Source organism: Nitrosopumilus sp. b1 (assembly GCF_014078545.1).
Lineage (GTDB): Archaea > Thermoproteota > Nitrososphaeria > Nitrososphaerales > Nitrosopumilaceae > PXYB01.
Map to the genome: position 1 here is coordinate 193,567 of NZ_MU078712.1, position 26,656 is coordinate 220,222.

Annotated in this window: 33 protein-coding genes and 1 pseudogene; 14 read left to right on the plus strand and 20 right to left on the minus strand. The window is 35.8% G+C overall.

Annotated elements, in window-relative coordinates; all coding sequences use genetic code 11:
- Nucleotides 1-347: pseudogene (locus C6988_RS02200) on the plus strand (hypothetical protein); the annotation flags it as partial.
- A 10-nt stretch (nt 348-357) separates the two neighbouring features.
- On the opposite strand, the gene C6988_RS02205 reads toward C6988_RS02200, so the two are convergent.
- The 4 genes from C6988_RS02205 to C6988_RS02220 all read right to left on the minus strand — a co-directional run bounded on the left by C6988_RS02205 (nt 358) and on the right by C6988_RS02220 (nt 2,813).
- Nucleotides 358-783 carry a response regulator gene (locus C6988_RS02205; RefSeq protein WP_182133115.1) on the minus strand — a complete coding sequence of 142 codons (426 nt, stop codon included), beginning with the start codon at nt 781-783 and terminating at the stop codon, nt 358-360.
- A gap of 119 nt (nt 784-902) precedes the next feature.
- Nucleotides 903-1,421, minus strand: a complete 519-nt coding sequence (locus C6988_RS02210) for an LEA/WHy family protein (protein ID WP_182133117.1) — start codon at nt 1,419-1,421, stop codon at nt 903-905.
- On the minus strand, nt 1,408-2,061 hold the full coding sequence (locus C6988_RS02215) for an autotransporter outer membrane beta-barrel domain-containing protein (protein ID WP_182133119.1): 654 nt from the start codon (nt 2,059-2,061) through the stop codon (nt 1,408-1,410). The genes C6988_RS02210 and C6988_RS02215 overlap by 14 nt, the downstream gene beginning before the upstream one ends.
- A gap of 56 nt (nt 2,062-2,117) precedes the next feature.
- The gene (locus C6988_RS02220; RefSeq protein WP_182133121.1) at nt 2,118-2,813 is read right to left on the minus strand and encodes a hypothetical protein; all 696 of its coding nucleotides are present in this window, start codon (nt 2,811-2,813) and stop codon (nt 2,118-2,120) included.
- A 150-nt stretch (nt 2,814-2,963) separates the two neighbouring features.
- On the opposite strand from C6988_RS02220, the gene C6988_RS02225 reads away from it, so the two are divergent.
- On the plus strand, nt 2,964-4,019 hold the full coding sequence (locus C6988_RS02225; RefSeq protein WP_182133123.1) for a sensor histidine kinase: 1,056 nt from the start codon (nt 2,964-2,966) through the stop codon (nt 4,017-4,019).
- On the opposite strand, the gene C6988_RS02230 is transcribed toward C6988_RS02225, so the two are convergent.
- Together C6988_RS02230 and C6988_RS02235 are read right to left on the minus strand one after the other, a co-directional pair.
- Nucleotides 3,997-4,245 (minus strand): hypothetical protein, encoded by a 249-nt coding sequence (locus C6988_RS02230; RefSeq protein ID WP_182133125.1) that lies wholly within the window; start codon nt 4,243-4,245, stop codon nt 3,997-3,999. The genes C6988_RS02225 and C6988_RS02230 overlap by 23 nt on opposite strands.
- A gap of 45 nt (nt 4,246-4,290) precedes the next feature.
- On the minus strand, nt 4,291-4,464 hold the full coding sequence (locus C6988_RS02235; protein ID WP_182133127.1) for a hypothetical protein: 174 nt from the start codon (nt 4,462-4,464) through the stop codon (nt 4,291-4,293).
- 127 nt (nt 4,465-4,591) lie between these two features.
- On the opposite strand from C6988_RS02235, the gene C6988_RS02240 reads away from it, so the two are divergent.
- Nucleotides 4,592-5,050 carry a 50S ribosomal protein L15e gene (locus tag C6988_RS02240; RefSeq protein ID WP_182133129.1) on the plus strand — a complete coding sequence of 153 codons (459 nt, stop codon included), beginning with the start codon at nt 4,592-4,594 and terminating at the stop codon, nt 5,048-5,050.
- A 1-nt stretch (nt 5,051) separates the two neighbouring features.
- Nucleotides 5,052-5,531 (plus strand): hypothetical protein, encoded by a 480-nt coding sequence (locus tag C6988_RS02245; protein WP_182133131.1) that lies wholly within the window; start codon nt 5,052-5,054, stop codon nt 5,529-5,531.
- Here C6988_RS02245 and C6988_RS02250 read toward each other — a convergent pair.
- Nucleotides 5,517-6,176 carry a thioredoxin domain-containing protein gene (locus C6988_RS02250; protein WP_182133133.1) on the minus strand — a complete coding sequence of 220 codons (660 nt, stop codon included), beginning with the start codon at nt 6,174-6,176 and terminating at the stop codon, nt 5,517-5,519. The genes C6988_RS02245 and C6988_RS02250 overlap by 15 nt on opposite strands.
- A 100-nt stretch (nt 6,177-6,276) precedes the next feature.
- Between C6988_RS02250 and C6988_RS02255 the strand changes: the two genes are divergently transcribed.
- Entirely contained in the window at nt 6,277-6,774 is a 498-nt protein-coding gene (locus C6988_RS02255) for a HEAT repeat domain-containing protein (protein WP_255464146.1), read from the plus strand.
- On the opposite strand, the gene C6988_RS02260 is transcribed toward C6988_RS02255, so the two are convergent.
- From C6988_RS02260 to C6988_RS02275, 4 genes are read right to left on the minus strand one after another with little or no spacing between them, the layout of a single operon-like run.
- Entirely contained in the window at nt 6,771-8,858 is a 2,088-nt protein-coding gene (locus tag C6988_RS02260; RefSeq protein WP_182133135.1) for an AAA family ATPase, read from the minus strand. The two genes, C6988_RS02255 and C6988_RS02260, sit on opposite strands and share 4 nt — an antisense overlap.
- Complete coding sequence (locus C6988_RS02265; protein WP_182133137.1) at nt 8,842-9,993, minus strand: metallophosphoesterase family protein; 1,152 nt, start codon at nt 9,991-9,993, stop codon at nt 8,842-8,844. Before C6988_RS02265 ends, C6988_RS02260 begins: the two co-directional genes overlap by 17 nt.
- Before the next feature lies 1 nt (nt 9,994).
- Nucleotides 9,995-11,527 carry an ATP-binding protein gene (locus C6988_RS02270; RefSeq protein WP_182133139.1) on the minus strand — a complete coding sequence of 511 codons (1,533 nt, stop codon included), beginning with the start codon at nt 11,525-11,527 and terminating at the stop codon, nt 9,995-9,997.
- Nucleotides 11,524-12,363 (minus strand): DNA double-strand break repair nuclease NurA, encoded by an 840-nt coding sequence (locus tag C6988_RS02275; RefSeq protein WP_182133141.1) that lies wholly within the window; start codon nt 12,361-12,363, stop codon nt 11,524-11,526. The genes C6988_RS02270 and C6988_RS02275 overlap by 4 nt, the downstream gene beginning before the upstream one ends.
- Before the next feature lie 99 nt (nt 12,364-12,462).
- Here C6988_RS02275 and C6988_RS02280 point away from each other — a divergent pair, with 99 nt between their 5' ends.
- The 3 genes from C6988_RS02280 to C6988_RS02290 all read left to right on the plus strand — a co-directional run bounded on the left by C6988_RS02280 (nt 12,463) and on the right by C6988_RS02290 (nt 14,743).
- Nucleotides 12,463-13,281 carry an aspartate dehydrogenase gene (locus C6988_RS02280; protein ID WP_182133143.1) on the plus strand — a complete coding sequence of 273 codons (819 nt, stop codon included), beginning with the start codon at nt 12,463-12,465 and terminating at the stop codon, nt 13,279-13,281.
- A 91-nt stretch (nt 13,282-13,372) separates the two neighbouring features.
- Nucleotides 13,373-14,311: a quinolinate synthase NadA gene (gene nadA, locus C6988_RS02285; RefSeq protein WP_255464147.1), complete on the plus strand. Its 939-nt coding sequence runs from the start codon at nt 13,373-13,375 to the stop codon at nt 14,309-14,311.
- Nucleotides 14,312-14,341: 30 nt separating this feature from the next.
- Nucleotides 14,342-14,743: a tetratricopeptide repeat protein gene (locus tag C6988_RS02290; protein ID WP_182133145.1), complete on the plus strand. Its 402-nt coding sequence runs from the start codon at nt 14,342-14,344 to the stop codon at nt 14,741-14,743.
- On the opposite strand, the gene nadC is transcribed toward C6988_RS02290, so the two are convergent.
- The 3 genes from nadC to C6988_RS02305 are packed head-to-tail and all read right to left on the minus strand — an operon-like array spanning nt 14,740 to nt 16,370.
- Nucleotides 14,740-15,564 carry a carboxylating nicotinate-nucleotide diphosphorylase gene (gene nadC, locus C6988_RS02295; RefSeq protein WP_182133147.1) on the minus strand — a complete coding sequence of 275 codons (825 nt, stop codon included), beginning with the start codon at nt 15,562-15,564 and terminating at the stop codon, nt 14,740-14,742. The two genes, C6988_RS02290 and nadC, sit on opposite strands and share 4 nt — an antisense overlap.
- A gap of 1 nt (nt 15,565) precedes the next feature.
- Nucleotides 15,566-15,754: a transcription elongation factor subunit Spt4 gene (gene spt4, locus C6988_RS02300; RefSeq protein ID WP_182133149.1), complete on the minus strand. Its 189-nt coding sequence runs from the start codon at nt 15,752-15,754 to the stop codon at nt 15,566-15,568.
- A gap of 1 nt (nt 15,755) precedes the next feature.
- A complete protein-coding gene (locus C6988_RS02305) occupies nt 15,756-16,370 on the minus strand; it encodes a DNA-directed RNA polymerase (protein ID WP_182133166.1) in 615 nt (204 codons plus the stop codon).
- A 147-nt stretch (nt 16,371-16,517) separates the two neighbouring features.
- Between C6988_RS02305 and C6988_RS02310 the strand changes: the two genes are divergently transcribed.
- The 4 genes from C6988_RS02310 (at nt 16,518) to C6988_RS02325 (ending at nt 20,796) form a co-directional block, all read left to right on the plus strand.
- Nucleotides 16,518-17,687, plus strand: a complete 1,170-nt coding sequence (locus tag C6988_RS02310; protein ID WP_182133168.1) for an Mrp/NBP35 family ATP-binding protein — start codon at nt 16,518-16,520, stop codon at nt 17,685-17,687.
- Between the two features lie 11 nt (nt 17,688-17,698).
- On the plus strand, nt 17,699-18,196 hold the full coding sequence (locus tag C6988_RS02315; protein WP_182133170.1) for a GTP-dependent dephospho-CoA kinase family protein: 498 nt from the start codon (nt 17,699-17,701) through the stop codon (nt 18,194-18,196).
- 136 nt (nt 18,197-18,332) lie between these two features.
- Nucleotides 18,333-18,695, plus strand: a complete 363-nt coding sequence (locus C6988_RS02320) for a hypothetical protein (protein ID WP_182133172.1) — start codon at nt 18,333-18,335, stop codon at nt 18,693-18,695.
- A 61-nt stretch (nt 18,696-18,756) separates the two neighbouring features.
- Complete coding sequence (locus C6988_RS02325; protein ID WP_182133174.1) at nt 18,757-20,796, plus strand: sodium-translocating pyrophosphatase; 2,040 nt, start codon at nt 18,757-18,759, stop codon at nt 20,794-20,796.
- On the opposite strand, the gene C6988_RS02330 is transcribed toward C6988_RS02325, so the two are convergent.
- Entirely contained in the window at nt 20,793-20,978 is a 186-nt protein-coding gene (locus C6988_RS02330; protein WP_182133176.1) for a hypothetical protein, read from the minus strand. The genes C6988_RS02325 and C6988_RS02330 overlap by 4 nt on opposite strands.
- Before the next feature lie 55 nt (nt 20,979-21,033).
- Nucleotides 21,034-21,291, minus strand: a complete 258-nt coding sequence (locus tag C6988_RS02335; protein ID WP_182133178.1) for a DUF2024 family protein — start codon at nt 21,289-21,291, stop codon at nt 21,034-21,036.
- A gap of 50 nt (nt 21,292-21,341) precedes the next feature.
- Here C6988_RS02335 and C6988_RS02340 point away from each other — a divergent pair, with 50 nt between their 5' ends.
- Nucleotides 21,342-21,731: a cyclophilin-like fold protein gene (locus tag C6988_RS02340; protein WP_182133180.1), complete on the plus strand. Its 390-nt coding sequence runs from the start codon at nt 21,342-21,344 to the stop codon at nt 21,729-21,731.
- On the opposite strand, the gene C6988_RS02345 is transcribed toward C6988_RS02340, so the two are convergent.
- Nucleotides 21,719-22,126, minus strand: coding sequence for a M67 family metallopeptidase (locus tag C6988_RS02345; RefSeq protein WP_255464148.1), 408 nt, complete (start codon nt 22,124-22,126; stop codon nt 21,719-21,721). The two genes, C6988_RS02340 and C6988_RS02345, sit on opposite strands and share 13 nt — an antisense overlap.
- Nucleotides 22,127-22,128: 2 nt before the next feature.
- Nucleotides 22,129-23,214, minus strand: coding sequence for a plastocyanin/azurin family copper-binding protein (locus C6988_RS02350; protein ID WP_182133182.1), 1,086 nt, complete (start codon nt 23,212-23,214; stop codon nt 22,129-22,131).
- Between the two features lie 99 nt (nt 23,215-23,313).
- On the opposite strand from C6988_RS02350, the gene C6988_RS02355 reads away from it, so the two are divergent.
- Nucleotides 23,314-24,186 carry a heme o synthase gene (locus C6988_RS02355; protein WP_182133184.1) on the plus strand — a complete coding sequence of 291 codons (873 nt, stop codon included), beginning with the start codon at nt 23,314-23,316 and terminating at the stop codon, nt 24,184-24,186.
- Here C6988_RS02355 and C6988_RS02360 read toward each other — a convergent pair.
- Both C6988_RS02360 and C6988_RS02365 read right to left on the minus strand, forming a co-directional pair.
- Entirely contained in the window at nt 24,183-24,482 is a 300-nt protein-coding gene (locus C6988_RS02360; RefSeq protein WP_182133186.1) for a hypothetical protein, read from the minus strand. The two genes, C6988_RS02355 and C6988_RS02360, sit on opposite strands and share 4 nt — an antisense overlap.
- A gap of 1 nt (nt 24,483) precedes the next feature.
- Entirely contained in the window at nt 24,484-26,655 is a 2,172-nt protein-coding gene (locus C6988_RS02365; protein WP_182133188.1) for a CDC48 family AAA ATPase, read from the minus strand.
- Nucleotide 26,656 lies beyond the last annotated feature (1 nt).

Consider the following 26,656-nt stretch of genomic DNA (forward strand, 5'->3'; position numbering starts at 1 on the left):
CTGAACCAGCTCCAGAACCAGAGCCTGAACCAGCTCCAGAACCAGAGCCTGAACCAGCTCCAGCACCCGTACCAGAACCTAAGCCGGAACCAACACCCACAACCGACCAACCAAAAACACAATGTGGACCTGGAACGATTCTAAAAGATGGTGCATGTGTATTGGACCAATCTTGTGGACCTGGAACAATTCTTCAAGATGGTGTTTGTGTACTTGATGAATCTAAATCCACTACGTCCCCAGGTATGGGTAAAGAATTGATTATTGGTGTTGTAGCCGCATTCATTGTTGCATTAATTGTAGGATTTGTCCTCTGGATGATTAGCAGAGGCAGTAGACAAAAATAATTTTAGAAATTTAATCTGTTTTATTTAATGCCCTTACTGTATTTGGAATTCTCTTCTTTCCTTGTTTTACCATTTCGATTGTTTCTAGTAAATAATCCATCTCAAATGGTTTGAAGATTATCGCTTCCACATTTGATTCAAAGAGCCTTTTTTGAGTAACGCCTGCTGTTGCGGCTGTAACAAAAATTACTTTTGCATTTGGATTGATATTCTTAATTTTCTGTAAAGCATAAAATCCATCGTACTCTGGCATTATGACATCTAAAAGTACTACGTCTGGCTGCAGTTTTTCATAAATTATTACTGCCTCCGCGCCATTTTTTGCCTTGGCAATCACATTTAGATTTTTTATGCTCAGATACTCTGATAGTACTTCTAAGCTATCGTAATCATCATCTACTATTATAACAGATGTATTATCGGTGGGACTTACCATATTGATAAGATATGTGATATTGGATTAACCATTTTGAAAAAATATCTGTCTAAAGAAAACAAACACTATTGAGAATTCTTTAAATCATTTTACTAAACTAATCACAAAATTATAACTACTTAACAACTAAAATCCCCATTAGCATCATTCATGATTTGGTGAAATTCATATCCTGAATAGACATTTGATACTGTAATTGGAATAAATCCCAAAATACTTGTAATGTAATTTACCTGAACAAACATTCGACTGCTGTCTACTCTTGCAATATCTGTTCCTGAAAATTCTGTATCCATAAAGAGCAGCATCGCTTGTGATGATTTTTCCTTCATGTCTGATCTCCCGCTTGTTTCTACTATTGATTTTCCTTCAATTGTAATTGGTTCTATGAAATATGTTCCAAGTTTTTGATTATCAAAATACAAATCCATGTTGATTCCGCCAATGGAAACTGGGAATGCTGATGTATTACATAATGATATTTTGCCTCCATGCATCATTGCAATAAAATCAAATGCTCCTTTTTGATGCCACCTGAATTCAATATTATCTAATAATGAAGCGTTAACAAATGAATATGCAAACGTACCAACAATGACAATTGATGCTATTATGACTATGATGCTATGTCTGTTCACTTGCATCACTTGTATTGATGACTATAACTCCAATTTTTATTAAATGTGCTAAAGCATTGGCAAATTCTTCATCAGCAATTCCATTATCTTCTTGAATCCATAGTTCTGTAGTATATCTGAACCAATCTGGTATGGATGATTCATGATTCTCTTGTACTGCTTGCTGTTGGATAATTATCACATTGCTCTCTATCAAATATTCAATACCTTTTGCAAATTCTGAATCTGAAATCAAACCTTCAATCCACCATGCCCCTAGGTCCTTAATCCATACTGGAATGACTACTTTACCAGAATCTTTTACAAAAAATTTCGTTGAGTGATATTTTCTATCATAATCCAATTCTAGGGTGTATTCTCCCTCGCCAAAAATTTCTGCACCAAATGGATTAGGTGCAGTTATTGTCGTTACTTTTTCAGAAATTGGCAAATTGATTGGAGAACTCTTTTTGCCTGATGAATCAACTATGTGAATCACTGCAAAATCTCCAGTTACATTATCTACATTTATTGTGAATTTGAGAAAATCCCCAAAGTAATACGTCTGCTTGTCAGTTGATATCTGAATTCCTCCTTCTTGAGCAAATACCGTGGCTGTTGATAACATCATTAAACTAAACATTAATAGAATTTTTTTCATAACTTTGTGATTCCATTGAGTAATAAAAACCTCAAATTAGATGTTACAAATTTTATCTAATTATTCTTAACATTCATTCTTTCTACAAGACTATTTACTGACTGTAGAATTTTTCTTGCTTCTTCTTTATTCTCTAGTGATTCTAATTGTTTTTTTATGACCTCAATTGGGTCTTCTTGTTTTTGTTCATTTTGCATTGATTCCTTCTTTTGGGCTAAAACAAGCTCAGCTTTGATTTCTGCTATCTGCTTGTCTTTTTCTATTAGATCTGATTGAGTTCTACTTACTTGAGATGTAAAGTATTCCATCTTTCTCTTTATCTCTTCTCTTTCGTTTTCAAGAAATTTTATTGCAGCTTCTATGTCGCCTGCCTTAATGTCTTTGTACTTTATTTTATCTAATTGCTCTTTTGTTTTTGGTTGATAAAACTGGAGTGATTCAATTTCCTCTTGGAATTTTCTTTGTCTCTCATGAAACATATCTAATCTTCTCTTCTTTTCCATTATACTTTCATTTACAAATTTTAGATACTGTGCAGTGTTTCCAACCTCGTCATTCATTTTGTTTTTTTCCTCTTCATAGACTTCAAAATTTGTTGAAGGCTCTCCATATTGATTTTTAAAAGTAATGCTTCTGTCTTGGACTTCCATTGCATCTGCAACATCAATCTTTTCTCCAACACCTGTAATATGCGCCCATTCATCTTCTGCAGATACCTCTCTTTTTTTACGATTGATGTGCTTTCCAGCCATGTTATTTTAGGCATTGATGAAAATATGATTTCATAGGCGTCCAAAAAGAACAGACAATTTCTGAAAAATCATTCGTTAATAGGTAAATTCTCTGTCCGTACATCTCAAACAAACACAAGTAAATCAAATTTTATTTTCAAGTAAATGTCTATGCAAACCTCAAAACCTGACTTGCCAAATCCATTAATTCAAAATTTATCAGAGGTTGCGGCTTCTGCGTTTAAAGAATTAGAATCTACTAAACTGGATTTGAAAGAAAAGGAAATGCAGTTACGTGAGATTGCTGAAATTTCAAATCAAAAAATTAACGCTGCTGCTAAACTTAATCATGATTTGCAAGGAAAGGTCGAGTTATTACAAGATCTTTCTCAGCGCCTCGAAGAACAAAATGATGAACTAAACAGACGAAATCAAGAGATGCAAATTAAAGAAAAAACTTACAACAATCTAAACCAAGAACTTCGTGCAGAACTTGAAAAAGTTACTGTCAAAGAAAAAGAATTGGAAATTCGTGAACAATATCTTGAAAAAATGGTAGATGAAAAATCACAACAGTTGTCCCGCTCTGAAAAAATGGCTACCATCGGTGAATTGACTTCTAGATTAGCACATGATCTTAGAAATCCCCTTTCAGTCATTAAAACAACTCACGGTATCATGAAAACAAAACCTAACATGAAAATTGAAGAGCGATTACAGTATAATGGAAGAATAGACCGAGCAATACTACGCATTGTCCATCTTGTTGATGATGTTTTAGATTATGTCCGCGTCACTGAATTAAATCTGCAAAAAGTTTCTCTTCGTGCAGTAGTAGAGTCTGCTATTGATTCAATAGTGAAGCCTTCTGACATTAACATCAGCCGTCCAGAAAAAGATGTCAACATCAACTGTGATTATAGGAAACTAGAAGCTGTTTTTGCTAACTTGATTACTAATGCAATTCAAGCCATGAATGAAGATGGTGACATTATTATTAGAATTACTGATAAAAATGACAAAGCTTTGATCGAATTTGAAGATACCGGTCCTGGAATTTCGGATTCTATTGCTTCACAAATCTTTGATCCGATGTTTACCACTAAATCTTATGGTACTGGACTTGGATTATCCATTTGTAAAAGCATTGTCGAAAAACACGGTGGCGATATCACCCTATCTTCTAATCCAACCACCTTTAGGATTACTTTACCAAAGAATCTTTAATTTTTTTAAGCATTCCATATCCCGCTAGTATTATTCCTGCAATCAAAATAGTTATTCCTACTGTAAACTCTATCTGTAATCTACCTTGTAAACCGATTGTATCAGTTGACTCTGTAATTTGTTCTTCTACATTTTTTAGGTATTCCAATTGTGGATAGTCATATACTATTATCAATGAGCCAATGATTATCAAGATCAAGCCTGCAAAAACATGTGCTGGTTTCACAATCATTGAAAATACTGCTTGATTTTGACTGTTACTGCATTTCTTTCAAAGTTTCTTTTGGAATCTAGCACGAATTTTTTCCTTGTTTCTTTGTACTATGATATAGTAGTTAATGAGATCATAGATCATCTCTTCTACTGATAATTTCTCACATTCTTGTGCGGATTCTAAAAAATCGATATAGTCCTTATCATTTAGAGTTAGGATGATTTTTCTCAAGAATGAATGTGGTTCATTTATTGCTAAAACCTGATCAATTGATTTTTCGCTGATTTGAGGTTAATTCTTAATTTTCCCTCTCCCAAATTGCAAATAAGATATTAAGGGGATTTCGTTAGTTGGCGATATGCCTAGTCGCCAAGACCAAATTTGGGTTCAATTGTGGAAGGAAAATTCTCCAGACATCCGAGAACGAATTGTTGGATGGAGAAAACAAAATGCTATGACGAGAATTGACACTCCAAGCAGAATTCAAAGAGCCAGAAGACTAGGATACAAAGCAAAACAAGGAATTGTAGTAATCCGAATGCGTGTTGGTACTGGTGGTATGAGGCGACAACGTCCAAGAGCTGGTAGACGGCCAAAACATCTTGGTGTTACTAGAATTAAAGCAGATGTAAGCATGAAACAAGTTGCAGAGAATAGAGTTATGGAAAAACATCCAAACATGAAGCTATTGGGCTCTTATTTTGTTTACAAAGATGGTATGCACTATTGGTTTGAAGTAATATTGGCAGATCCTCACCATCCAAGGATTGCAAAAGATAAAGAACTTCGAAAACGAGTACTGCCTGGCGTCGCATAAATTGAAAACATTACTAGTACTTTTGATAATTCTCACAACAATATCTTCCGTATATGCCGCACCCCTATCTGATCGTACTGGTTTGAAACAAGACTTCATTATTGAAACAGGCGGCTATGAATTTGAAGTTGAAACCGTATCTAATTTTGATGTAAATGAGATTAATTTTGATGCAGAAGCAAAGCGATTAACACTGGTAATTGATAGCGGGCTAGAAAATAATCTGGCAGAAATTTACATTCCCAAAAATTTAATCAATGGTAATTTCACTTTTTTCCTAAATGATGCTGAAATTTTTCCCAAGGTACAGACTAGCGAACAAATTTCATTCATTACACTTGAATTTTCAGGCACGGGAAAACATACCTTAGACATTATTGGAACCACTTACCTACCAGAGTTTTCTGAAATTGCTCCTTTGGTTTTAGCAACTGGATTACTTGGTCTCTTATTTTTTAAAAAGCGTTCACTCATTAAGTAATGATTGAATCATTGGTTCCAAGTTGCCACTCTGTCCAAAAGATACATCTCGTAGTATTCCTTTTCTGTCTACCAGAATTGTAGATGGCGTTCCTTGCAAGGAAAACATCTCAAATGTTTCTGCCGTATACTCTTTTGACTTCATGTAATCTTTGACTCTTTGGATAATCTGAGTACGATAGTCTTCTGACTGTGAATCAAATGCTGGAATTTGGGTATAAATAAAATCCATAATTCTTGCATTATCAATATCCCCTGTTTCTTTGATAAGGGAATCCATGGCTACTGGAAATGGTATTTTGTATGGTATTTTGTTTCCATCTAGCTGCTTGTATTGGCCTAGTGATTGAAGTGTGTCACCAATAACTTCACCTGTTTTTAATAATAATTTCAAGTTGTCAAGTGTATTTTTATCAAAATCCTCAAATGCTGTAGCTATGCCTACAACTCTAACTCCATCATCTTTGTATTTGTTGTAGATGTTTATTGCTTCAGGAATACCATACATAAAACATCCTGGACAGTTTACTTGGAAAACCTCTGCAAGAATGATTTTGTCTTTCTCCTGATCAAAATTTGTGGGCATTCCTTGTACCCATTCAGAAATTTTGAGATTTGGTGCTTTCTCGCCTATCTTTGCTCGCATATTCTAGTTGATTTGATTTTCTATTAAAAACATAACTATGTTGCATCTTAATTTGAAAATACGAATTAGGATAATATATGAGACTAGTGGGCGTTTATTATTGAGCCAAAAACAAGTCGTGACTGATGAACGATTAAAATTATTTTCTGAGATGGAAGAAAAATATGAAAAAAAAGATGTAAAATATTTTGTAAATCTTTTAGAGCATGATGATTATGTAGTGAGAACTCGCTCCACTTGCATTTTGGTGGATTTTGGTGGAGAAGATAAAGTACCTTACATTGCCAAAGTTCTCAAAAATGACGTTAATGAACTAGTGAGGCATGAGGCTGCATTTTCACTCGGTCAAATGGGGCATTCAATCTGTGTCCCACATCTTGTTGATGCCACACTTAATGATCCTAGCATGTTTGTACGACATGAAGCAGCAATAGCATTAGGCGTTGTAGGAAATAAGGAGGCAAAAGAGGCACTCGTAAAGGCTCTAAATGATCCTGATGAACCCGTAGTAGAATCTGCAGTTGTTGCCTTATCCAACATAGAATTTATGGAAAAACTTAGCAAAAATGAAAAGTTTGCCAAGCTTACTGGCGGCTAAAGCGCCGTAACTACGGTTCCAGAATTTGAAGACTCAAATCTAAAAATTTGTTCAACTGCAGAATCTTGAAAGATTTCTGCATCATGAGTAATTATAATGAATTGCATAGATCTTTTTTCCTGTAGATTTCCTAACTCTGAAAGTTGTGCGAGTACTTTAACTAATGAGCGTCTTCTTTCTTCGTCTAAGTGCATTGTTGGTTCATCAAGAATAATGAAATTTAGATTCGATGCCCCTAGCAATTGAGTCATTCCAAGTCGTAATGCAAGTGCAATACTTACCTGCTCACCGCCGCTTAAGGATTCTAAATCTAAACTGGTAGTCTTGGAGTAGCAAACTATTGATACGTCACGAGCCTTTTCTGATAATTCAATTCGTTGAATCTTTGTGTTTAACATAGATAGATACTCAGATGCTTTTAATGAAATTGTATCTAAAGCCCATGATCTTAAACTTGTTGCAACAGGTCCGTCTCTACTAAAAACATTATCTTGGATGTTTACAAGGTTTTCAATATACTGTTTAACAACATTCAATTCTTTTAACACTGACTCTGTTTTGGCAATTCTTTCTTGATCATTTCGAATTTTTTCTTGTATTGCTCCTAATCTCTGATCTAAACTACTTCCTTCTCGTTCTTTACCTGCCAATGAATTTTTTAAATTTTTAAAGGATTCAAAATCAAAATCTTTTGTCTGCTCTTCAAGTTGATGAATTTTTTCATAAAGTTGCTTTGAATGAGAGTCGATTGATGCGATTTCAACTAATTGACTTGAGTTAACTGTTAATGGAATTTTTTGAATATCGCTTCTCTTATTTTGCACCTCTTGTTTTAATTGATTTATCTCTTGAATAGATGAAATTGAATGAGTTCTGAGAATTGTCTCTGCATCTCTAATCTGTTGGATTTTCTTTGTAAACTCATTCTTCTTGGTAGAGTATACTGCATGATCCTTTTCCAACTTTATTATTTCGCTTTTCATTCTAGTGATCTCTTCTCTAAGATGCTCTTCTTGAAATAATGGATTCAAATGATCAACTTTCGAATCACACACTGGGCATCTACCATCATCTAGATGTAGTTTTTTTGCAATAGACTCTTGTTCATTTAATGAGGCTATTTTCAGCTTTAGGCCTTCTATTTTCTTCAATGAATCATCAATGCTTTCTTCGATAGTTTTTAACAAATTTTCTAAATCATTTTTCTTATTGATAATCTCAAAACATCCCTCACATTCGTTGATTTTCCTTTCTTTTTGAGTAATCTCTTTCTGAATTGATAAGATCGCATCTTTTGCGTATTTTATCAGCTCATCTTTTCTCAAATCTAATTGGTGAATTTTATCCACTTTGGGCGAATCGATTTCGATTCTTTTCTTAAGTTCGGTAATGTCATTTTGGATTTTTTCTTTTTCGGCGATGATATTTTTATGCAAAGGAATGTTTTTTTCTATCTCTCTTTTTGATTGTTCAATCTCATTTTTTAGAAAATCTATCTGTGTATCGTCATAGGTAAATTCGGCTCGTATGGTATCTCGAAAATTTTTCAGAATTTCTTTCATAAATTCTGATGAAATGTCTAGCTTATCGATACCAATTATAGCGTTAATTAGCTCTTTGAATTCTTTCGGTTTGGCCTTGATAATTGAATTAAGTTCCCCCTGCTGAACAATTGATGCAATTTTTAATTTTTCAAAATCCAAACCAATCACGGATTCAATTTTTTTTGTCATTGATTCTCCAAATTGCTTTCTTTCCCCTTCTGCAATTGGAACCCAGTCTTCACTTTTCCTTTCTAAGAATTGTGATGACAAAGTACCTTTTGTATCAATTTTTCTAGTTGCTCTAAATTCTCCATCTCCAACTGTAAACGTAATGCTAGCAAACCCTTGGGTTTGTCCTCTGCGTACTAACCCCTTGTTGGATTTTCTTGTGTGCTGCCCAAACAAAGCAAATGTGATTGCATCAATAACACTTGATTTTCCTGCTCCATTATGACCTACAAAAACTGTAACGCCATTATCGAAATTTAATTTTGTATCTGAATGGGATAAAAAATCTCCAATCTCAATTGTTTTTATCATTTAGTTTCTCCTTTCTGAATTGTCTGTAATTGTCAACTACCATCTGATTTGCCATCTCAATCTGGTTTGATGTTAGTAGTGGAAGCAATTCATTTATTGCAAAATTTCCAAGATTTTCTGATTTCAAAGAAGTTATTGCAAGCTTTAGTAACTCATCATCGATTTTAGCAGGTTTTTCCAAGTATATTGATGAATTATCTCCATCCCTTGCAATTTTCCATGTAAAGTATAATGTTTCTGAAATTAGGCGTGAAATTTGTGCTTGAACAACATCTGAAGGAATGTCTTTGCCCCGAATTTTAATATCTATAATGGGTTTTTTCTTTGAATTTCTAAATTCTTCTAGTATCTGATCAATGGTTGAACTAAGTTTATCAAAACTTATGGTGAGTGTTCTCTGAGGTCGTAGTTCAAGCTCTATCCATTTAGGTTCTGCATTTTTGCTTGAAATATCAACTTCGAAAAACCCCTTTGCAGTTTCCTTAATCCCCTCACTTGTAGTTAATTCTGTTGAACCGGGATATGCAACTGGTCCTCCAAGATTACTAAACGATTTTAAAAATTTATCATGAAGGTGACCCATTGCATAATATGTAAAATTTTTTGGAAGATCATTAGTGTCTAACTCTCCAGCAAATTTGTTTACTTCCGATAATCCTTGATGTAAAACTAAAATTTTATGACCTTTGAATTCTTTCGCTAAAGAATCTATTTTTGCAAATTTTTCTTCAAATTCGGTAATTTCACTTTTTCTTATTTTATCAAAACCAACTATCATAACATCTTTAAAGTAAATTGGTTCACCCTGACCGATATATTTTGAAAATTCAAGTTTATGGTAAACGTATGGAACCGGATATGATCTTATTCTGCTAATATCATGTTCCCCTAGGATGAAAAATGATTCTATGTTATTTTGCTTCAATTTCTTTAGAGCGTGAGCCATATGCATTATCGCAGTACCGCTTGGACTTGGCGTATGAAAAATATCTCCAGCAAAAATCACAAAGTCTACTTTATCTGTAATTGATCTGTCAATTGCTTGATTGAATGCGTCATAGACATCGTTTTCTCTTTCTTCTGAGTTATATTGGATTAATCCTAGATGTGTATCTGAAATATGTGAAAAACGCATTCTAATCAACTAGCAAGTCTTTTTGAATAAGTTTTTGTGTTGATTCCTTTGCGATACCTTCAAATTTCTTAGCTACTGCCCATTCTGTCACTGCATTTTGATCTGCTCCCATGGTTTTCTCTTTGACTTCTTGAATGTGAACAATTGATGGAAGATTTGCCCATTGTCCAACTAAAATTGCATCTCCTACATTAAGTGATGTTAACTGCTCTATCAAATTTTTACTAATTGATTCAGCTGCTGAAGTGATTTGACTCTGATCATCTTCTTGAACAATTTTCATTATTGCAAGTGAGCCCATCTGGCTCAAAATATTTGGATCAAGACTCCTTGGTCGCTGCGAAACCACTGCTAAACCTAGTCCAAATTTCCTACCTTCTCTTGCTATTTTTGATGCCCAATACTTTGCTTGTGTATCTTCTCCTTTAGGGATAAAGACATGTGCCTCTTCGATAACTACAAAAATTGAGGTTCCAAACCTGGGAGATCTTTTCTTAGTCTGTTTGGCATTTTTTGCACGAATTGATTCCTTTCTATCATTAAGTAATTCTTGGAGATAGTATGAAACAGCTACATTTGCCTGCTTTTCACTAAGGCTAGAAATGTTCAACACGTTAATTCTTCCTTCTTTGATTAGTCCGATGGGGTCAACAACATCTGGATCCAAAATATCTGAAAATTTGTGTTGGGCATCATCTATTTTGTCTTGAACTCTTCCACCAGAATACGTGTATTCCTTTTTGTCTTTTTTATTTAGTTGAATGATTTCTTCAACTTGATCATTTAATACCATCCAGAAATCTTTACTTTCTTTAACTTGTTTGGTAAACGCCATACGAAGAATGCGTTGTTGAATGCTAGCATTATCTCTTATTTCTAAAACTTCTCCAAGTGATTCTGCATCTAAAAGCCTAGGATTGATCTTCGCATCTATCACGTTAATTCTTGGAATGGCTAAATTACTATAATCATCATGATAATCAAAAATTATTACAGTACCGTTTAGACTGTCGATTTGTTTTGCTAATAATGAAACTAGATTACTCTTTCCCATTCCAGTCATGGCTAATATTCCAACATGACGTGCAACAATTTTGTTGATATTTATTTTTGCATCAATTTCTGGATTTCTTAAAAGCGAACCAATTCGTATCCATTCATTTCCATCCGGACCAAAAATTTTTTCCAAATCTTTTTTTGAAGCCTCAAGAATTTCTGTTCCTGGTAATGGAGGGATAGCAGGAACTATTGATTGACCCTTTTGTAACTTATCTAAGAAACCTAAAATCATTATCTGTGATGTATATCCCTTATCTCGCTTGTTAATCTCTGCAATCTCTTTACTTTCTACGGCTTCATCAAAATTTCTAACATCTGATAATGCTACACTTGAAACATAAGATCTTTCAACTAGTCCTAAAATTTTACCTTCATCCGAATTAATGATTACGTATTCTCCTATCGATAATGCCCTTGAAGCTAGAGCCGTAATTCTTGTAGGTTTTGACTCTCCAATAACATATCCGATGATCAACCTAGAACCTCCCTTGAACCAATCTCTGTTGAAAGTCCATGTAGGCTGACTAATTTTGCAAGATCTCTTCCGCTAATTTTACAATTGTTATGTGCCAATTTTAAGGAGTAAGGATATCCACTAACACTATTTTTATACAGTTTATTGAGCAATTCTTTAATTTCAGTTTCAGTGTAGTCCTCTCCAAGTAATTCTATTTTGATTAGCGGTAAAGACTCACTTAATCTCGCATATGTAGATGCGATGATTTTGTCTTTTCCATAACTTGGATCTTTAAACAGTTTACTAAATCCCGGTGATTGGGTAGCATGGTTGTAATAGAATATGTCTCCGGCAATCGAACCAAATTTTTCAAATTGGGCTCTGGTGTTAGATGTCTTGGAAATAAACACTACATTTCCGCGTTTTTTCATTACTTTGATAATTGATGATGTGAGTGCAGATTGTCTTGTCATAAATTGAGAATACAAAGAACCATCCATCAAAACTAAATCTGTTCTATCTACTGTTTTCTCACAAGCTTCAACTTCCATCTTACTTGCAATTGATGAAATATCTGATTGCGGATATCCTAAACCAAAATCATGTAAATCTTCTAGTATCTCGCCATCTGATTTAACTGAAACCGCAGTGACTGCCCACATTTCTGCACCCTGAAATTTGGTGCTATTGAAACTACTATCAATCCCCGCAATGATATTATCTATTTTTTCTGGAACAAATTCTACCCAATTTTGTTTTGCCTCTTCTTTAATCTGTTCAAATTTTGGCCCTCTTAGAATTTCTAGAGTCTTTTCACGCCTCTTTATGGCATCTTTAAAGACACTATTTAGCATAGAAATACTTTGATCCTGAAGATAAAATCTTTAGGTTATGTCAAAGTTTTACTAATAATAGACTAAAATTAATTACAAGTTGTGTCCAAGACGATCTAATTGAAAAAAATTGCTTTGTTAGGGTGTGGAGCTATTGGCACCCAAATTGCATTGTCCATAGATTCTGGAAAAATCCCAGCTGTGCTCACCCATGTTTTTGATCAATCTGAAGACCGTTCAAATAAACTGGTTTCAAAATTATCAAAAAAACCAGAAATTGTAAAAAACTCACATTTACTGTCATCAAACAACGTTGATTTGATAGTTGAAGCAGCTTCTCAAGATGCAGTCAAGGATGTGGCATTGAGTGTTTTGCAAAATAGAAAGGATATGATGATAATGAGTGTTGGGGCACTATTGGACGAATCCATCTTTGAAATTCTTTATGATGCATGTAAAGAATTCAAAAGAACAATTTATCTTCCCTCAGGTGCCATTGCGGGTTTAGATGGCATTAAAGCTGTCAAAGATGAATTAGATGCGGTAACTTTGATCACTACAAAACACCCAAGATCACTAAAAGGCGCAAAATTTTTTGAAACTTCTGACCTTGATGTTGAATCTTTATCCGAGCCTACCGTAGTTTTTCAAGGTTCTGCAAAAGATGCAGTTTCATTATTTCCTGCAAACATCAATGTTGCAGCATTGTTGAGTTTAGCTGGATTAGGAAGTGAAAAAACATCAGTAAAAATTATTGCAGATCCGAATTCTATTACAAACACTCACCAAGTAGAAGCAATCGGAAAATTTGGAAAGATGTCATTTATTGTGGAAAATATACCTGATGAGAATAACCCAAAAACAAGTAGATTGGCTACACTATCTGCAATTGAGAGATTAAGGGAAATATGTTCTCAAGACATTCACATTGGAACCTAAATTGGCAATAATTGCCATAAAAGTGTGAATTATAGAAATTACCTGTCTCTTTCTTATTCTTTAAATTCGCTCATAAATCATTCCCAATAGTTTGAATTTACAAGAGGAGATACTTGAATTAAAGAAAGAAAAAGACGTAGTGATTTTGGCTCATAACTACCAAATTCCTCAAGTTCAGGATATTGCTGATTTTGTTGGAGACTCTTTGGGTCTTGCACGACAGGCTGCAAAAACTTCTCACAAGACAATCTTGTTTTGTGGTGTACATTTTATGGCAGAGACTGCTGCCATAGTATCTCCAGAAAAGAAAGTATTGATACCTGATTTAGAGGCAGGATGCTCCTTATCTGATTCCATTACCGTAAATGATCTTAAAAATTGGAAAAAGCAGCATCCTGATGCTATCGCTGTAGGCTATGTCAATACTACTGCCGAAATCAAAGCAGAGCTTGATTACTGCTGTACTTCATCTAATGCAGTAAATGTAGTAAAGGCAATTCCTGAGGATAAAGAAATTTTATTTTTACCTGACATGTTTCTTGGCTCCTTTGTATCTAAAATGACTGGTAGAAAAAATATGTACATCTGGGCAGGTGAATGTCATGTACATGCAGGTATTAAGCCAGAAGACGTAACACAAAAACTTGATTCAATGACAAATGCCGAATTCGTTATTCATCCTGAATGTAGCTGTACAACGCCTATGTTGTATGATGTGGCTGCAGGAAATTACAAAGGAAGACAAGTCCAAATCTTGTCAACAGAAGGTATGATGAATCATGTTAGCAAGTCTCAGTCAAATCAATTTGTTGTTGCAACTGAGACTGGAATATTATATAGAATGCGAAAACAAAATCCAGAAAAAACGTTTGTTGCAGCATCTGATAAAGCAGAATGTCAATACATGAAGATGATAACCCTGCAAAAAGTTTTTGATTCTTTATCTGAAGACAAATATGAAGTAAAAGTTCCAAAGCAGACTGCCGATAAGGCTAGACTAGCAATTGAAAGAATGCTTGCAATAAGCTAACTTTCATAATTACAATCCATTTGAAATCATATGACCGGATTATTTGGTAAAAAATCTAATAAAAAAGAATCTTCAGTACGCAACCAAATGAAGGAGTTACGAAAGTTAGTCAAAGACAAGCAATATGATAAAGCAATTAAGGTGGGAGACGGCATTCTTCGGAAAACACCCCATAATCATGATGTACATTTTATCATTGGAGGTATTTACTACATGCGAGGGAAATTAAAAACCGCATTAATCCACTTTGATGAGGCACTAAAAATAGGTGAATATGATCCTGATGTGCTTTTGTTAAAGGCAAACGCTCACTTTAAGCTTGGTCAAATTAAAGACAGTATCGCATCATGTGAGAAATTAAAAGAGATTGATCCAAAAAATAAATCCCTAAAAGAATTAGAATCAAAAATTCAACAAAGAAACAAAAACTAATTTTTCACTTCTAGGCTTAAGTCAAGACCGTTAACTGAATTTGTTATGGAGCCTACTGATATTATGTCGACTCCTGTCTTTGCATATAATTTGATGTTCTTTTTTGATATCCCACCTGATGCTTCAAGTTTTACTTTATCTCTAAGCTTATTTTTTTCCAAAATGTCAATTGTTCTTTTAATCTGACTTGGTGAAAAATTATCTAGCATGATTATTGATGCGCGCTCTTTTGCTGCTATGAGTGCATCTTTTTGATTTTCTACTTCAACTTCAATTTTCTTGTATCTTTTTCTGGCTTTACGAATTAACTCTACTAATGAGTCTCCTACTTCAATATGATTATCTTTTATCATGATCATGTCGTCTAATCGTATTCTATGTCTAAACCCTCCTCCAATACTTACTGCTTCTTTGTCAAAGAATCGTAAGCCGGGGGCAGTTTTTCTTGTTGCAAACAATTTAGTTTTGCTATTTCCAATTAATCTAACTAGCTCATTTGTCTGTGTAGAAATTCCACACATCCTCGATAACAAATTCAATGACGTTCTCTCACATGATAAAACAGAATCTGCATTTCCAGAAATCTCCATAATTACATCATTTGGTTTTATTCTACTCCCATCGATTTTCTTAATTCTGACTTTACATTTTTTTAATGCAAAAATTTGTTTTGCATATTTTGTTCCTGCTACTATGCCTTTTTCTCTAGAAATAATTTGAGCAAAAATTTTCTTTTTTGGTAAAAGTTCACTTGTAATGTCTCCTTTGCCTATATCTTCAGCTAAAAATCTTTCTAAATATTTTTTTGGACTATTGCCCAACTTATGTTACCTTAATTGCGTACTTTCCTTTTGATGTAATGCCTAAGGTTTGTGCAATTTGAGAATTTTCTGGATTTACTACTAGAACAATTCCATTCCAGTCTGGAGTAAGATCTGATGATTTGCATGCGGGACAAACTTTTCCTGTTGTAACGAACTTGCATTTTCTACAAGCCATCTCTCTGACCATTTTACTTCTCCTTTACTTCTACAGCTTTTTCTTCTTTCTTTGATGGTTTGTCACTATCTGCATCGCTTCCGCCTTTTTTGATTTCTTCGGCAATCCATTCATCAGCACCTAAGAATGGCTGCCTGCATGTGATTCCTATCTTTCCCATTGAAGCTGCTTTACCTAATGATACTGCAGTAATCCTAGAACGTAATGTTGAACCAACTTTGAGAGTTCTTCCACTTTGATTTGCAAGAATCATTCCTGACTTTACATCACTCTTCAAATAATCATCCATAACTTGTGAAAGATGTAACAACGCATCAGTTGGACCAATCCTAACAAATGCACCAAAGTCTGTAATGTCTACAATCTCTCCTTGTACAATCTCTTGTAGCTTTGGATAAAATGTTAATGCCTCAAACTCAACTTTATGAAATGTTCCACCGTCACCGGCAACCATCTTTCCCATCTCGTCAACTTTGGCATCTAAAATCATAATGATATATCCCAAGTCTGCATTGATCATGCTCTCGTACTTTTCTTTGAGAATGTTAATTGCCGCTTTTTTGAGAGTTGTACCAAATAAGCTAGGTGGTATCCTGACAACATCAACTAGGGTAGATATAGAAAACAACTGTGCACTGATTTCCGAATCTGAATTTATGAATCTTTGGGTAATTTTTCACAAATTTTACAGGTATTTTTACGATTGTTCAATTATTCTTAATTTGAGATGATTCGCCAACCTATCTTTAAATAAAGTAAACGGAGCTTTTCACCCATGGTTGGAGTAGATCAAGTTCTTGAAAAACTGAGTACTGTTATTGATCCAGACTTGAAAAAAGATATCGTCTCAATGGGGATGATAAAAGACTTAGAACTCAACCAGGGAAATCTGAAATTCACATTAGAGCTTACTACGCCTGCATGTCCATTCAATGCAGAGATAGAAGAAGATGTTAGAAAGGCCATTGGAGAAATCGATGGCGTAAAAAACTTTGATCTAAATGTAACTGCTAAAGTAATGGAAGGTCGTTCACTTGACGCTGATACCGGAATGGCCACTGTTAAGAACATCATTGGCGTTGCAAGTGGTAAAGGCGGAGTTGGAAAATCTACTGTTTCATTGAATTTAGCTTTAGCATTATCTCAAACAGGAGCTAAAGTAGGTTTACTTGATGCAGATATCTATGGTCCTAGTATTCCATTAATGCTTGGAATGAAAGATGCATTTATGGAAGTTGACAATAACAAATTACAACCTGCAGAAACAAATGGAATGAAAGTTGTATCTTTTGGATTTTTTGCAGAACAATCTCATCAAGCTGCAATATATCGAGGACCAATTATTTCAGGAATCTTAAAGCAATTTTTAGTTGATACTAATTGGAGTGATCTAGATTATCTAATAGTTGATCTCCCACCTGGAACAGGTGATATTCCTTTAACTTTGGCACAAACAATACCCATCACTGGCATACTTGTTGTTACGACTCCACAAGATGTGGCAAGTAATGTTGCAGTTAAAGCAATTGGGATGTTTGAAAAACTAAATGTCCCTATTATTGGAGTAGTAGAAAATATGAGCAGCTTTGTATGCTCAAAATGTGATGAAAAACATTACATCTTTGGAGAAGGCGGTGCTAAAAAAATTAGTGAACAATTCAAGATTCCATTTATTGGCGAAATTCCATTAAACTCTGGAATAATGTCGGGCTCTGATCTTGGTAAACCAATAATGTTAACTGATCCAAACTCGCCAAGTGCACAAGCTTTTAGAAGTTCTGCAAAGAACATTGCAGCTCAATGTAGTATATTGGCTGCAAAATTACAAGAAGAGATGGCTTCTGAAGCCCCACAAGAAAAACCTGTTGAAGAAAACATGCCAAAAACTGATGCAGGACAATCGTTAGGTTCTGGAACAGCAGCAAGTACAAATCCTTCAAACTAATTGATAATGGTGTGAAGCTACCAGAAAATCTTCGTGAAAGACTAAAGATTCCTTTAGGAGAATTAATTCCTAATGAAAAAACAAACAAAGAATCTATCTTAAATCTGATACCTAAAGGCGCATTCATTATCACAGTTGGCGATGCAACCACAGAAAAAATGATCAACTATGGAATTATCCCATCCTTACAAATTATCGATGGACAAGAAAAACGAATCCAACGCAGTCCTCCGACTGAAACTTCAGTATTGACTCACTTGAACTGTAATAATCCAGCAGCTGAAATATCCTCAGAAAGTATTGAAACAATTAGAAAAGCATTTGACTCAAACCCACCAGTCCGAATTACTGTGCATGGCGAAGAGGATCTGCTTGTTTTACCTGTGTGTATGAATGCACCTACAAATTCTGTTGTAATGTATGGTCAGCCAAATGAAGGACTGGTATTTGTCATAATTACTCCAGCAATAAAACATAAAGTAAAATCCCTACTTGATCTAATGAATTAGGGGTATGATGAGACGGTGGCTGTATGATGCATGATTACACTACTAAAACTCTGACCCTCTCATATTGATAAAATGAACAAAACTCAAAGCAACAATTGACACTTTAGGATAAACCCATTATTCAAAATAATACAACATGAAGCTAGAACCTGAACTCCGTTTACAAATATTAGAAAAAATTGGAATATATGCAAATCGATTTTCTATTCCGGAACCAAAAGTGCTTCTCACTACAAAAGAGGTATTGGAAATGCCAAAAGAAATGACTGAAGGAAGACGTACATCCGCATACAAATACTATGGGGTATCGTACCTTCAGCATAACATGATATTCATTAATGTTAGAAAGATACCTGATGAGAAAAATCTTGAAAACACTATAGTTCATGAACTGATCCATATGCGATTCCCATATTTGGCACATGGAAAAAGATTCAACAAGTTAGTCAGGCAAGGAATTCGGGGTAAAACTTTTGCACCATATCGGAAAAGAAAATGAAATTTTTCTAATTTTTTATCAATGATTTATATTTCGCCCGAATAGGCATGCAGGTATTAAAATGGAGGTACAGGAACTTCTGCCAATTGGGGCAGGCATTGCTTCTTTTATTGTAGCTGCCGGTCTTGTTGCATGGATCACAAAGCAACCAACAGGCACAAAAGAGATGATGGAAATCTCAAACGCAGTCAAAGTTGGAGCTTCTGCATTTCTAAAAAGAGAAATGAAGATTATCATACCCGTAGCTGTAGCACTTTCAGTTATTATCGGAGGATTTTTGCAACCCTCAAATGGAATTGCTTTTGCTGTAGGTGCCACATTATCAGCAGTAGCTGGCTTAATTTCACTAAAAATTACTGTTAAAGCTGCAGTAAGAGCGGCACATCTTAGCAGCAGTGGACTAGGAAAAACATTTGCAATGGCCTTTAGAGGTGGTGCAACAGTGGGATTGGCAGTTCCTGCAATGGCATTGTTGGCAATCACTGGGCTTTATCTAATTTATCCCGACCCAATTACAATCGCTGGTGTGGGAATCGGTGCTAGTCTTATCGCATTATTCATTAGAATTGGGGGTGGAATTTTCACCAAGGCCGCAGATATGGGTGCCGACTTGGTAGGAAAGGTTGAAGCAAACATTCCTGAAGATGATCCTAGAAATCCTGCAACCATTGCCGATAATGTTGGCGATAATGTTGGTGATGCAGCCGGAATGGGTTCTGATGTTTATGAATCATATATTGTAACTATCCTCGCAGCACTTCTAATTGCAGCACTAATTGGTGCACCTGAACTATTCCTATACCCAATTCTTATTGGAGCCTCAGGAATGATTGCATCAATTATTGGAGTGGTTATAGTTGGCTCAAAGAATGTCACTGATGTAATGAAACCTTTGAATCGCTCATTCTATGTCTCAGCAGCTATTGCAATTGGTCTTAACTTTGTATTTACAACTCAATTTATTGGCGAATCAACTGCAGCATACGCACTATTTGGAACAACAGTCATCGGTGTAATTCTAGTTCCTGTGATTCAAAAGATTACAGACAGATATACAAATTACAAATACGGTCCAGTTAAAGAAATTGCAGCATCTGCAAAGTGGGGATATGCGTCACTAACGCTGATGGGAATTATCAAAGGATTACAATCAACAGGACCCTTCATGATTGCACTTGTAATTGCCATTATCATATCATATAGTATCTCATCTGCAGCTGCCCCAGAGGGTGCAGACCCAGTCCTCTATGGAATCTTTGGAACAGCATTAACTGCAATGGCAATGCTAAGCCTTGCTGGAATTGTTTTGAGCATTGATGCATTTGGCCCAATTGCAGATAATGCGGGAGGAATTGTGGAGATGACTGGAATGGGCGAAGAAAATCGTAAAGTAACTGATGAAATAGATGCCGTTGGAAATACTACCAAAGCCGTCACAAAGGGATTTGCTATAGCGAGTGCTGCGTTAGCTGCTCTGGCAATGATTCAAGCATTCCAATTTGAAGCCTCTCATATCTTTGAAGGTGTTTTAGAATTAGATTACAGCTTGACAAACCCTGCCGTTATTGTAGGTCTACTTGTTGGTGGATTGATTCCATTTATCATCACAGGTCAGCTAATTAACGGTGTATCAAGGGCAGCAACAAAGATGGTAGATGAAGTGAGAAGACAGTTCAAGGCAGATCCTGAAATTTTAACTGGAAAATCTAAACCTGATTATGCAAAATGTGTAGATATTGCCACAGTAGCTTCAATCAAGGAATTATGGAAATCTGCAATAATTGCAATTATTTCGCCAATTATCCTGGGCATCTTACTTGGGCCAACTGCTGTTGCAGGATTACTAATGGGTGCAGTGGTTACTGGAATTTTCTTGGCATATCATTTGGCAAATACTGGTGGTGCATGGGATAATGCAAAGAAACTAGTTGAAATGCAAGGAAACAAAGGAAGTGAAGAACACAAAGTCGCAGTAGTCGGTGATATTATTGGCGACCCATACAAAGACACAGCCGGACCTGCACTAAATACTGTAATCAAACTATTAAACACAATTGCAATCGTCTTTGTTTCTGCATTTGTTGCAATAATTGCAATCTAGCCTTCATTAATTACCAAAGTCATGTCTAGCTCATCGATTTGAGCAAGTACTGCTTTTTTGAGTGCCGCATTATGCTTGTCGCAGAACTTAAAATAATCATCCTCAGTGAGAAAACAACCACAAATCCATTTGGTCTTTTTACTTCCCTCTACAGTTAACTTGACGTACTGGGGTTTTTCCATATATCTAGTTAGAATATCAACTAAAAAAGATTCTAAAAATTAGAAAAAAGGAGTTTTATGGACAGCCTTCCATCTTTTGGATGAAATATCCATTCTTCTCAATTGCCTGTGCTACTGGTTCAGGTGCACCCTGTGAATGACAAAATTGACATTCTTCAGTAGTTACAGTAGAATTCTCTTCTCCTACAGTTTTGAGCCATTCTTTTGCATACTTGATTGCTTTGTCGTGATCTTTTTCTTTTGTGATCACATCAAAATGCATAGTATGACCATCTTTGGCTTTTACGTAGGTATCGTATACGTGAATTTCCATACAATACATTGCAAGTAAGGGATATTTAATTCAAGAAATAGTAATTATTCGTGAAATATAATATTCAGGTAAAGATTCCAAACATTGAGAATATTACATTAGAATTAGATGATTTTAATTCTCCAAACACTGTAAAGCAGTTTATTGAAAAATTGCCTTTTACATTGTCTCTTAACATTTGGGGAGATGAGATTTACACCGACGAATCTCCGATATCTGAGTCTGAAGAAAATGCCAAATCTCCAGTCAAATTAAATGATGTAGCATATTGGCCTCAAGGAAAGGCAATTTGTTTGTTTTATGGACCAACGCCTATTGGGAAAAAGGGGGAGATAACTCCATATTCACCAGTAAATGTTATTGGGAAAATCATTAATCCCGATAAAAAAATACTATCAAAGATAAAGGATGGCCAAAAAGCAGCATTTCAACTAGTTTGAATTACTACTTCTTTTATCGATTCATCTAACGTATATGCCTTAAGCTCCTTTGATGCTCCTGAATAAATTACCCACACTACGGGATTACTCTCCATGAATTTTTTATCGGTGTTTGATGGTATTGCCATCGAATCTGGATGAGAATGAAATATACCTACAACATCCAGTTGCTTATCTTCTGCAATCTTATATGCCTTGATTAATTCCTCATTTGAAATTGTAAAGTTGACTGGTGACTCGTCAATATTTTTTGTAAAGTAAATCTCCGTTACTATTGCGTTGCTTTCTTTGATTTTTCCATACAGGATGGCACACGACTCGTTTGGTTTTTCTTTTTCAGCGTGTTCTAAAAGTTGTCTTTTTTGATTTTCGCTAAATGAAATAGTATCTTGCAAAACTATTCAACAATTACAGTGCCTTCCATCCATGGATGAACTATGCAAAAGTAATCAAAGGTTCCAGCTTCACTGAATGTGTATGAATATGATACTCCTGCACCAATAATGTCCGAATCAAAACCTCCATTCTTGTCTGTAGAAGTATGTATTGCAACATCATTGTTTACCCATTCAACTGTAGTGCCAATGCTAACTGTAATCAAATCTGGATCATAGTATACCTGACCCGTCTGTTGTACTCCTGCACCTTCAGGAATCAAAACAGTTTCAACGATTGCCTCTTTTGACTCTTCGATGATTAACATTCCAGTCATCCATGGATGTACAATACAATAGTACTCATATTCTCCTACTGCCAAGTCTGTAGTATCCAGTCCAAACTTTTCACCTGGTCCAAGTAATGATGAATCAAATGTTTCACCAAGATCTAAAACACTCGTTGCAGTATGTGCCACTGTGTCTTCATTTACCCATTCTACAACATGACCTTGAGGTACGTTAGCTACATCTGGATCATAGTCTGGTGCTCCTTGAACGGATGAACCTTCTAGCATCTTGATTGTAAATACTGGTGTTCCTGCTGGAATTGCTTCTGGTTCTTCAGCAACTTCTTCAGGAACTTCAACTGGTAACAGATATGGTTGAGGACCTACTAATCCAAACGCTACAAACATTATGATTCCAGTGCCTGCTGCTAGTGCAAAGATTGCTCCAACAGGTTTGGCATATTTTGGCATCTTCATCACTACATATGCCATTACAATTGCCGGAGTTGCAATAATCATCATAACTCCTGCAAAAATTCCCAAAGTACTAATCGAATTTAACGTAAATCCATACATTGCAAATGATAGAACAATTGACATTATGACCAAAGTCGTTGCTTTGGCCCTATTACTTGTGGAAATTCCTCCATTGAGAATTCCAGCTGATAATATGATTAATCCTATGAATAAAGTAAGGCCAGTAAGTGCATGCATGCCATCAATGAAGGTGTGAGCAATTCCAGAGTACGAAATAGTTACGCCTGCTACTCCAATTGCAGTTAGCCCCATTCCTGGCATCATGAGGTCCCAATCACTCATTTGTGCTAGCTCAATTCCGCCAGATACTTAATCCTTTTGAAATTTCATGGATCTGCAAGGTCGAATAAATTAAATCCAGTAGTAAGTCAAGCAGAATGCTTGGGATTTAGCGAAATATTGGAGATATCCAAACCTCGAATTGTTGTTCTTCTAGTGATCACTGCAGTCACATCAATGTATGCTGGCAGCAAATTTGTTGGACCTGAACTAGACATGTGGGGTCTTTTACACATCATTATTGCTGGTGCTCTTGCTTCTGCTGGTTCCAGTGCACTAAATCATTACTATGATAGAGACATTGATCCAAAAATGAAGAGAACAAGTACTCGTCCAATCCCGTCTGGTAATCTTGCTCCAAATCATGCATTAATCTATGGACTAGCTGTTAGCTGTGCATCTGTAATCTATGCTTACTTTACTCTAAATGTAATGTCTACTTTCTTTATTGCCCTTGGTATCTTCTTTTATGTTATAATTTACACCGTCTGGCTCAAACGTCTTAATACATCAAATATTGTGATTGGAGGTTTTGCAGGTAGTGCTGCATCGATGGCTGGTTGGGCAGCTGCAACAGGCTCCATGGATTTACTAGGATTCCTAATTGGATTTTTGGTCTTTGTCTGGACTCCTTCTCACTTTTGGTGCCTTGCAATGAAGATTAAGGATGATTATGAAGAAGCTGGAGTGCCAATGCTACCAGTTGTAATTGGAATGCAAAAGACATCCAAGTACATACTTGGCAATACTCTGATCTTGCTACCTTATTCGCTAATGCTTTATGCATTTGGTTTGGGTCTAGTGTATACTGTGATTGCAGCAGTTTCTGGAGGATTGATGCTTGCATATCATTACAAACTTACAAAGAATCCAACATCTGACTTTGCATGGAAAGCATACAAGGTTACTGCTCCATACTTGACAATAATATTTTTAGCAGTAGCATTAGATGCTGCGTTTCACTTTAGAATCTAATCTGATTCTGCACCTGGAAAGCTTGCTTCATAATCTCTTTCCATCATCTCTTTATTGGCCTCATCAATTACGTCTTGTTCAGTTTGCTGAATGACCACTTCGATTCTTCTTGTATCTTTTGCAAGCCATGAAACCTTGATCAATCCAAGTATCTCTAAATCTAAAAGTAATTTGTTAAACCTATCTTCGGCAATCACAATTCCTTCTTTTACAAGTGCTTTTGATAATTCAGAATCCGTCAGTGATTCTGCATCCTTTATCATCTCATATACTGTATTTTTTAGAGGAATTGCCATTTTAACCGTAAAACGTCTTGTCTATTGATTTGGGAACAACGTTTGATATACTTTCCCTTACTGAGGTATACCATTGATCAACCTCGCTAGTGATTGATGGCCTAATCTTCTTAAGAGCAGCAGCAAAATCACTACTTGAAATTTTTGGAGAGTTGTTCTGCATGGCAGTAACTGCCGCTTCCCTACATAATGAGGCCAAATCTGCACCCGTATAATTTTGAGTTGTTACTGCAATCTCTTGTAGCTTGATATCGCTTGCAAGTGGCATCTTTTTGGTTAAAATTTTGATAATCTCTAGTCTTCCTTTTTCATCTGGTGGTGGAACATAAAGAACTAAATCTAATCTTCCTGTTCTGAGTAACGAATTATCAAGCAAGTCTGGCCTGTTGCTTATTCCAACAACCACTACTCTTGATGAAACTCCTTCTTCTAACTCTGTTAACAGCTGACTGAGAATTGTTTCTCCAACTCCTCCTTCATCATTTGATTTGAATCTAGCAAGTGAATCAAGCTCATCAAAGATAACAACACATGGAGATGATGCTTTTGCTTTTCTGAAGATCTCTCTTACAGCTTTTTCTGATTCTCCAACCCACTTTGATAAAATTTCAGGACCTCTTACTAGAATCATGTTAGCACCGCTTTCAGTAGCTAAGGCTCTTGCAAGAAGTGTCTTTCCACAACCTGGAGGTCCGTAAATTAAAGCTCCTTTGGGAGGTTTTATTCCCATCGAGCTAAACTTTGTTGGATCTTGCATTGCAATGATAAGATTATCTTGTAAGGCACTTTTGACATCATCAAGACCTCCTACATCTTCCCACCATACTTTGGAGCGTTCAACGTAAAACTCTCTCATCGCAGTTGGGACAACTTCGTGCATTGCATCGTAAAAATCAATTAATTTTATCTGCATTGACTGCAAAACTTCTGATGGTATCTTCTCCGTCTCCAAGTCAATCTCTGGAAGATATCTTCTAATTGATTTCATTGCAGCTTCTCTGCAGAGAGATTTGATATCTGCACCTGTATATCCGTGAAGCTCTGCTGCTAAATCTTTTAGATCAACACCGTCTGCTAGGGGCATACCTCTAGTATGAATCTGCAAAATTTCCAATCTACCATCTTCGTTTGGGACTGAGACCTCAACTTCTCTGTCAAATCTGCCAGGCCTTCTTAGTGCCGGGTCTACACTATCTGGTCTGTTTGTTGCTCCCAGGACAATTACGTTTCCTCTATCGTTTAATCCATCCATTAATGCTAACAATTGTGCAACAACTCTCTTTTCAACATCCCCGTATGCTTCCTCACGTTTTGGAGCAATTGCATCAATTTCATCAATGAATATTATGCTTGGCGAATTATCCTTGGCTTCTTTGAAGATGTCTCTTAATCGTGCTTCAGTTTCACCATAATACTTGTTCATTATTTCAGGACCGTTAATAGAATACATGTTTGCTTCTGATTCACTTGCCAAAACTTTTGCAATCAATGTCTTTCCACAGCCTGGTGGTCCGTAAAGCAAAATTCCACTATGTGGCTCTACTCCTAACCTACTGAATAATTCTGGATGACGCAATGGTAGCTCTACAATCTCTCTCATTGCCTTTACTTCTCCACGCAATCCTCCGACCTCTTCATATGTCACACGTGGTTTTCTATCTACAGTTGCTTCCGTTGAAATTGTAAGTGTAGTTGAACGGTCTATCTTTACTACACTCTTAGGAGATATCTTGTTTATTTTAAAGTCCATTGAGTTTCCAAGTATCATTACTGAAATCTCATCGCCTTGTGATAATGGCAATCCCTTTAGTCTGTTCTTCACAAAGTCTGTGAATTCTTTATCAACCGTAACAACATCTGTCACTGGCATCAAAGAGACAGTCTTTGCTACTTTAGTTGCAACTTTTTTAATCTTAATTATGTCATTAATTGCTGCACCAATGTTTTTTCTTGTTTGACCATCAATACGTATTATCTCGGGATCTTTTTCATCTTCATCAGCTGGCCAAACCACTGCACAGCTTGAACGTGAACCCATTATCTCAATTACATCTCCTGGTGTGACTTTTAGAAAATCCATCGCATCTGGACCAATTCTTGCACGCTTTTTTCCGATATCCCGTTGTTTTGCTTCGCCAATTCTCATTTGAAGGGGCTCGTCTTTGCGTGCCAAG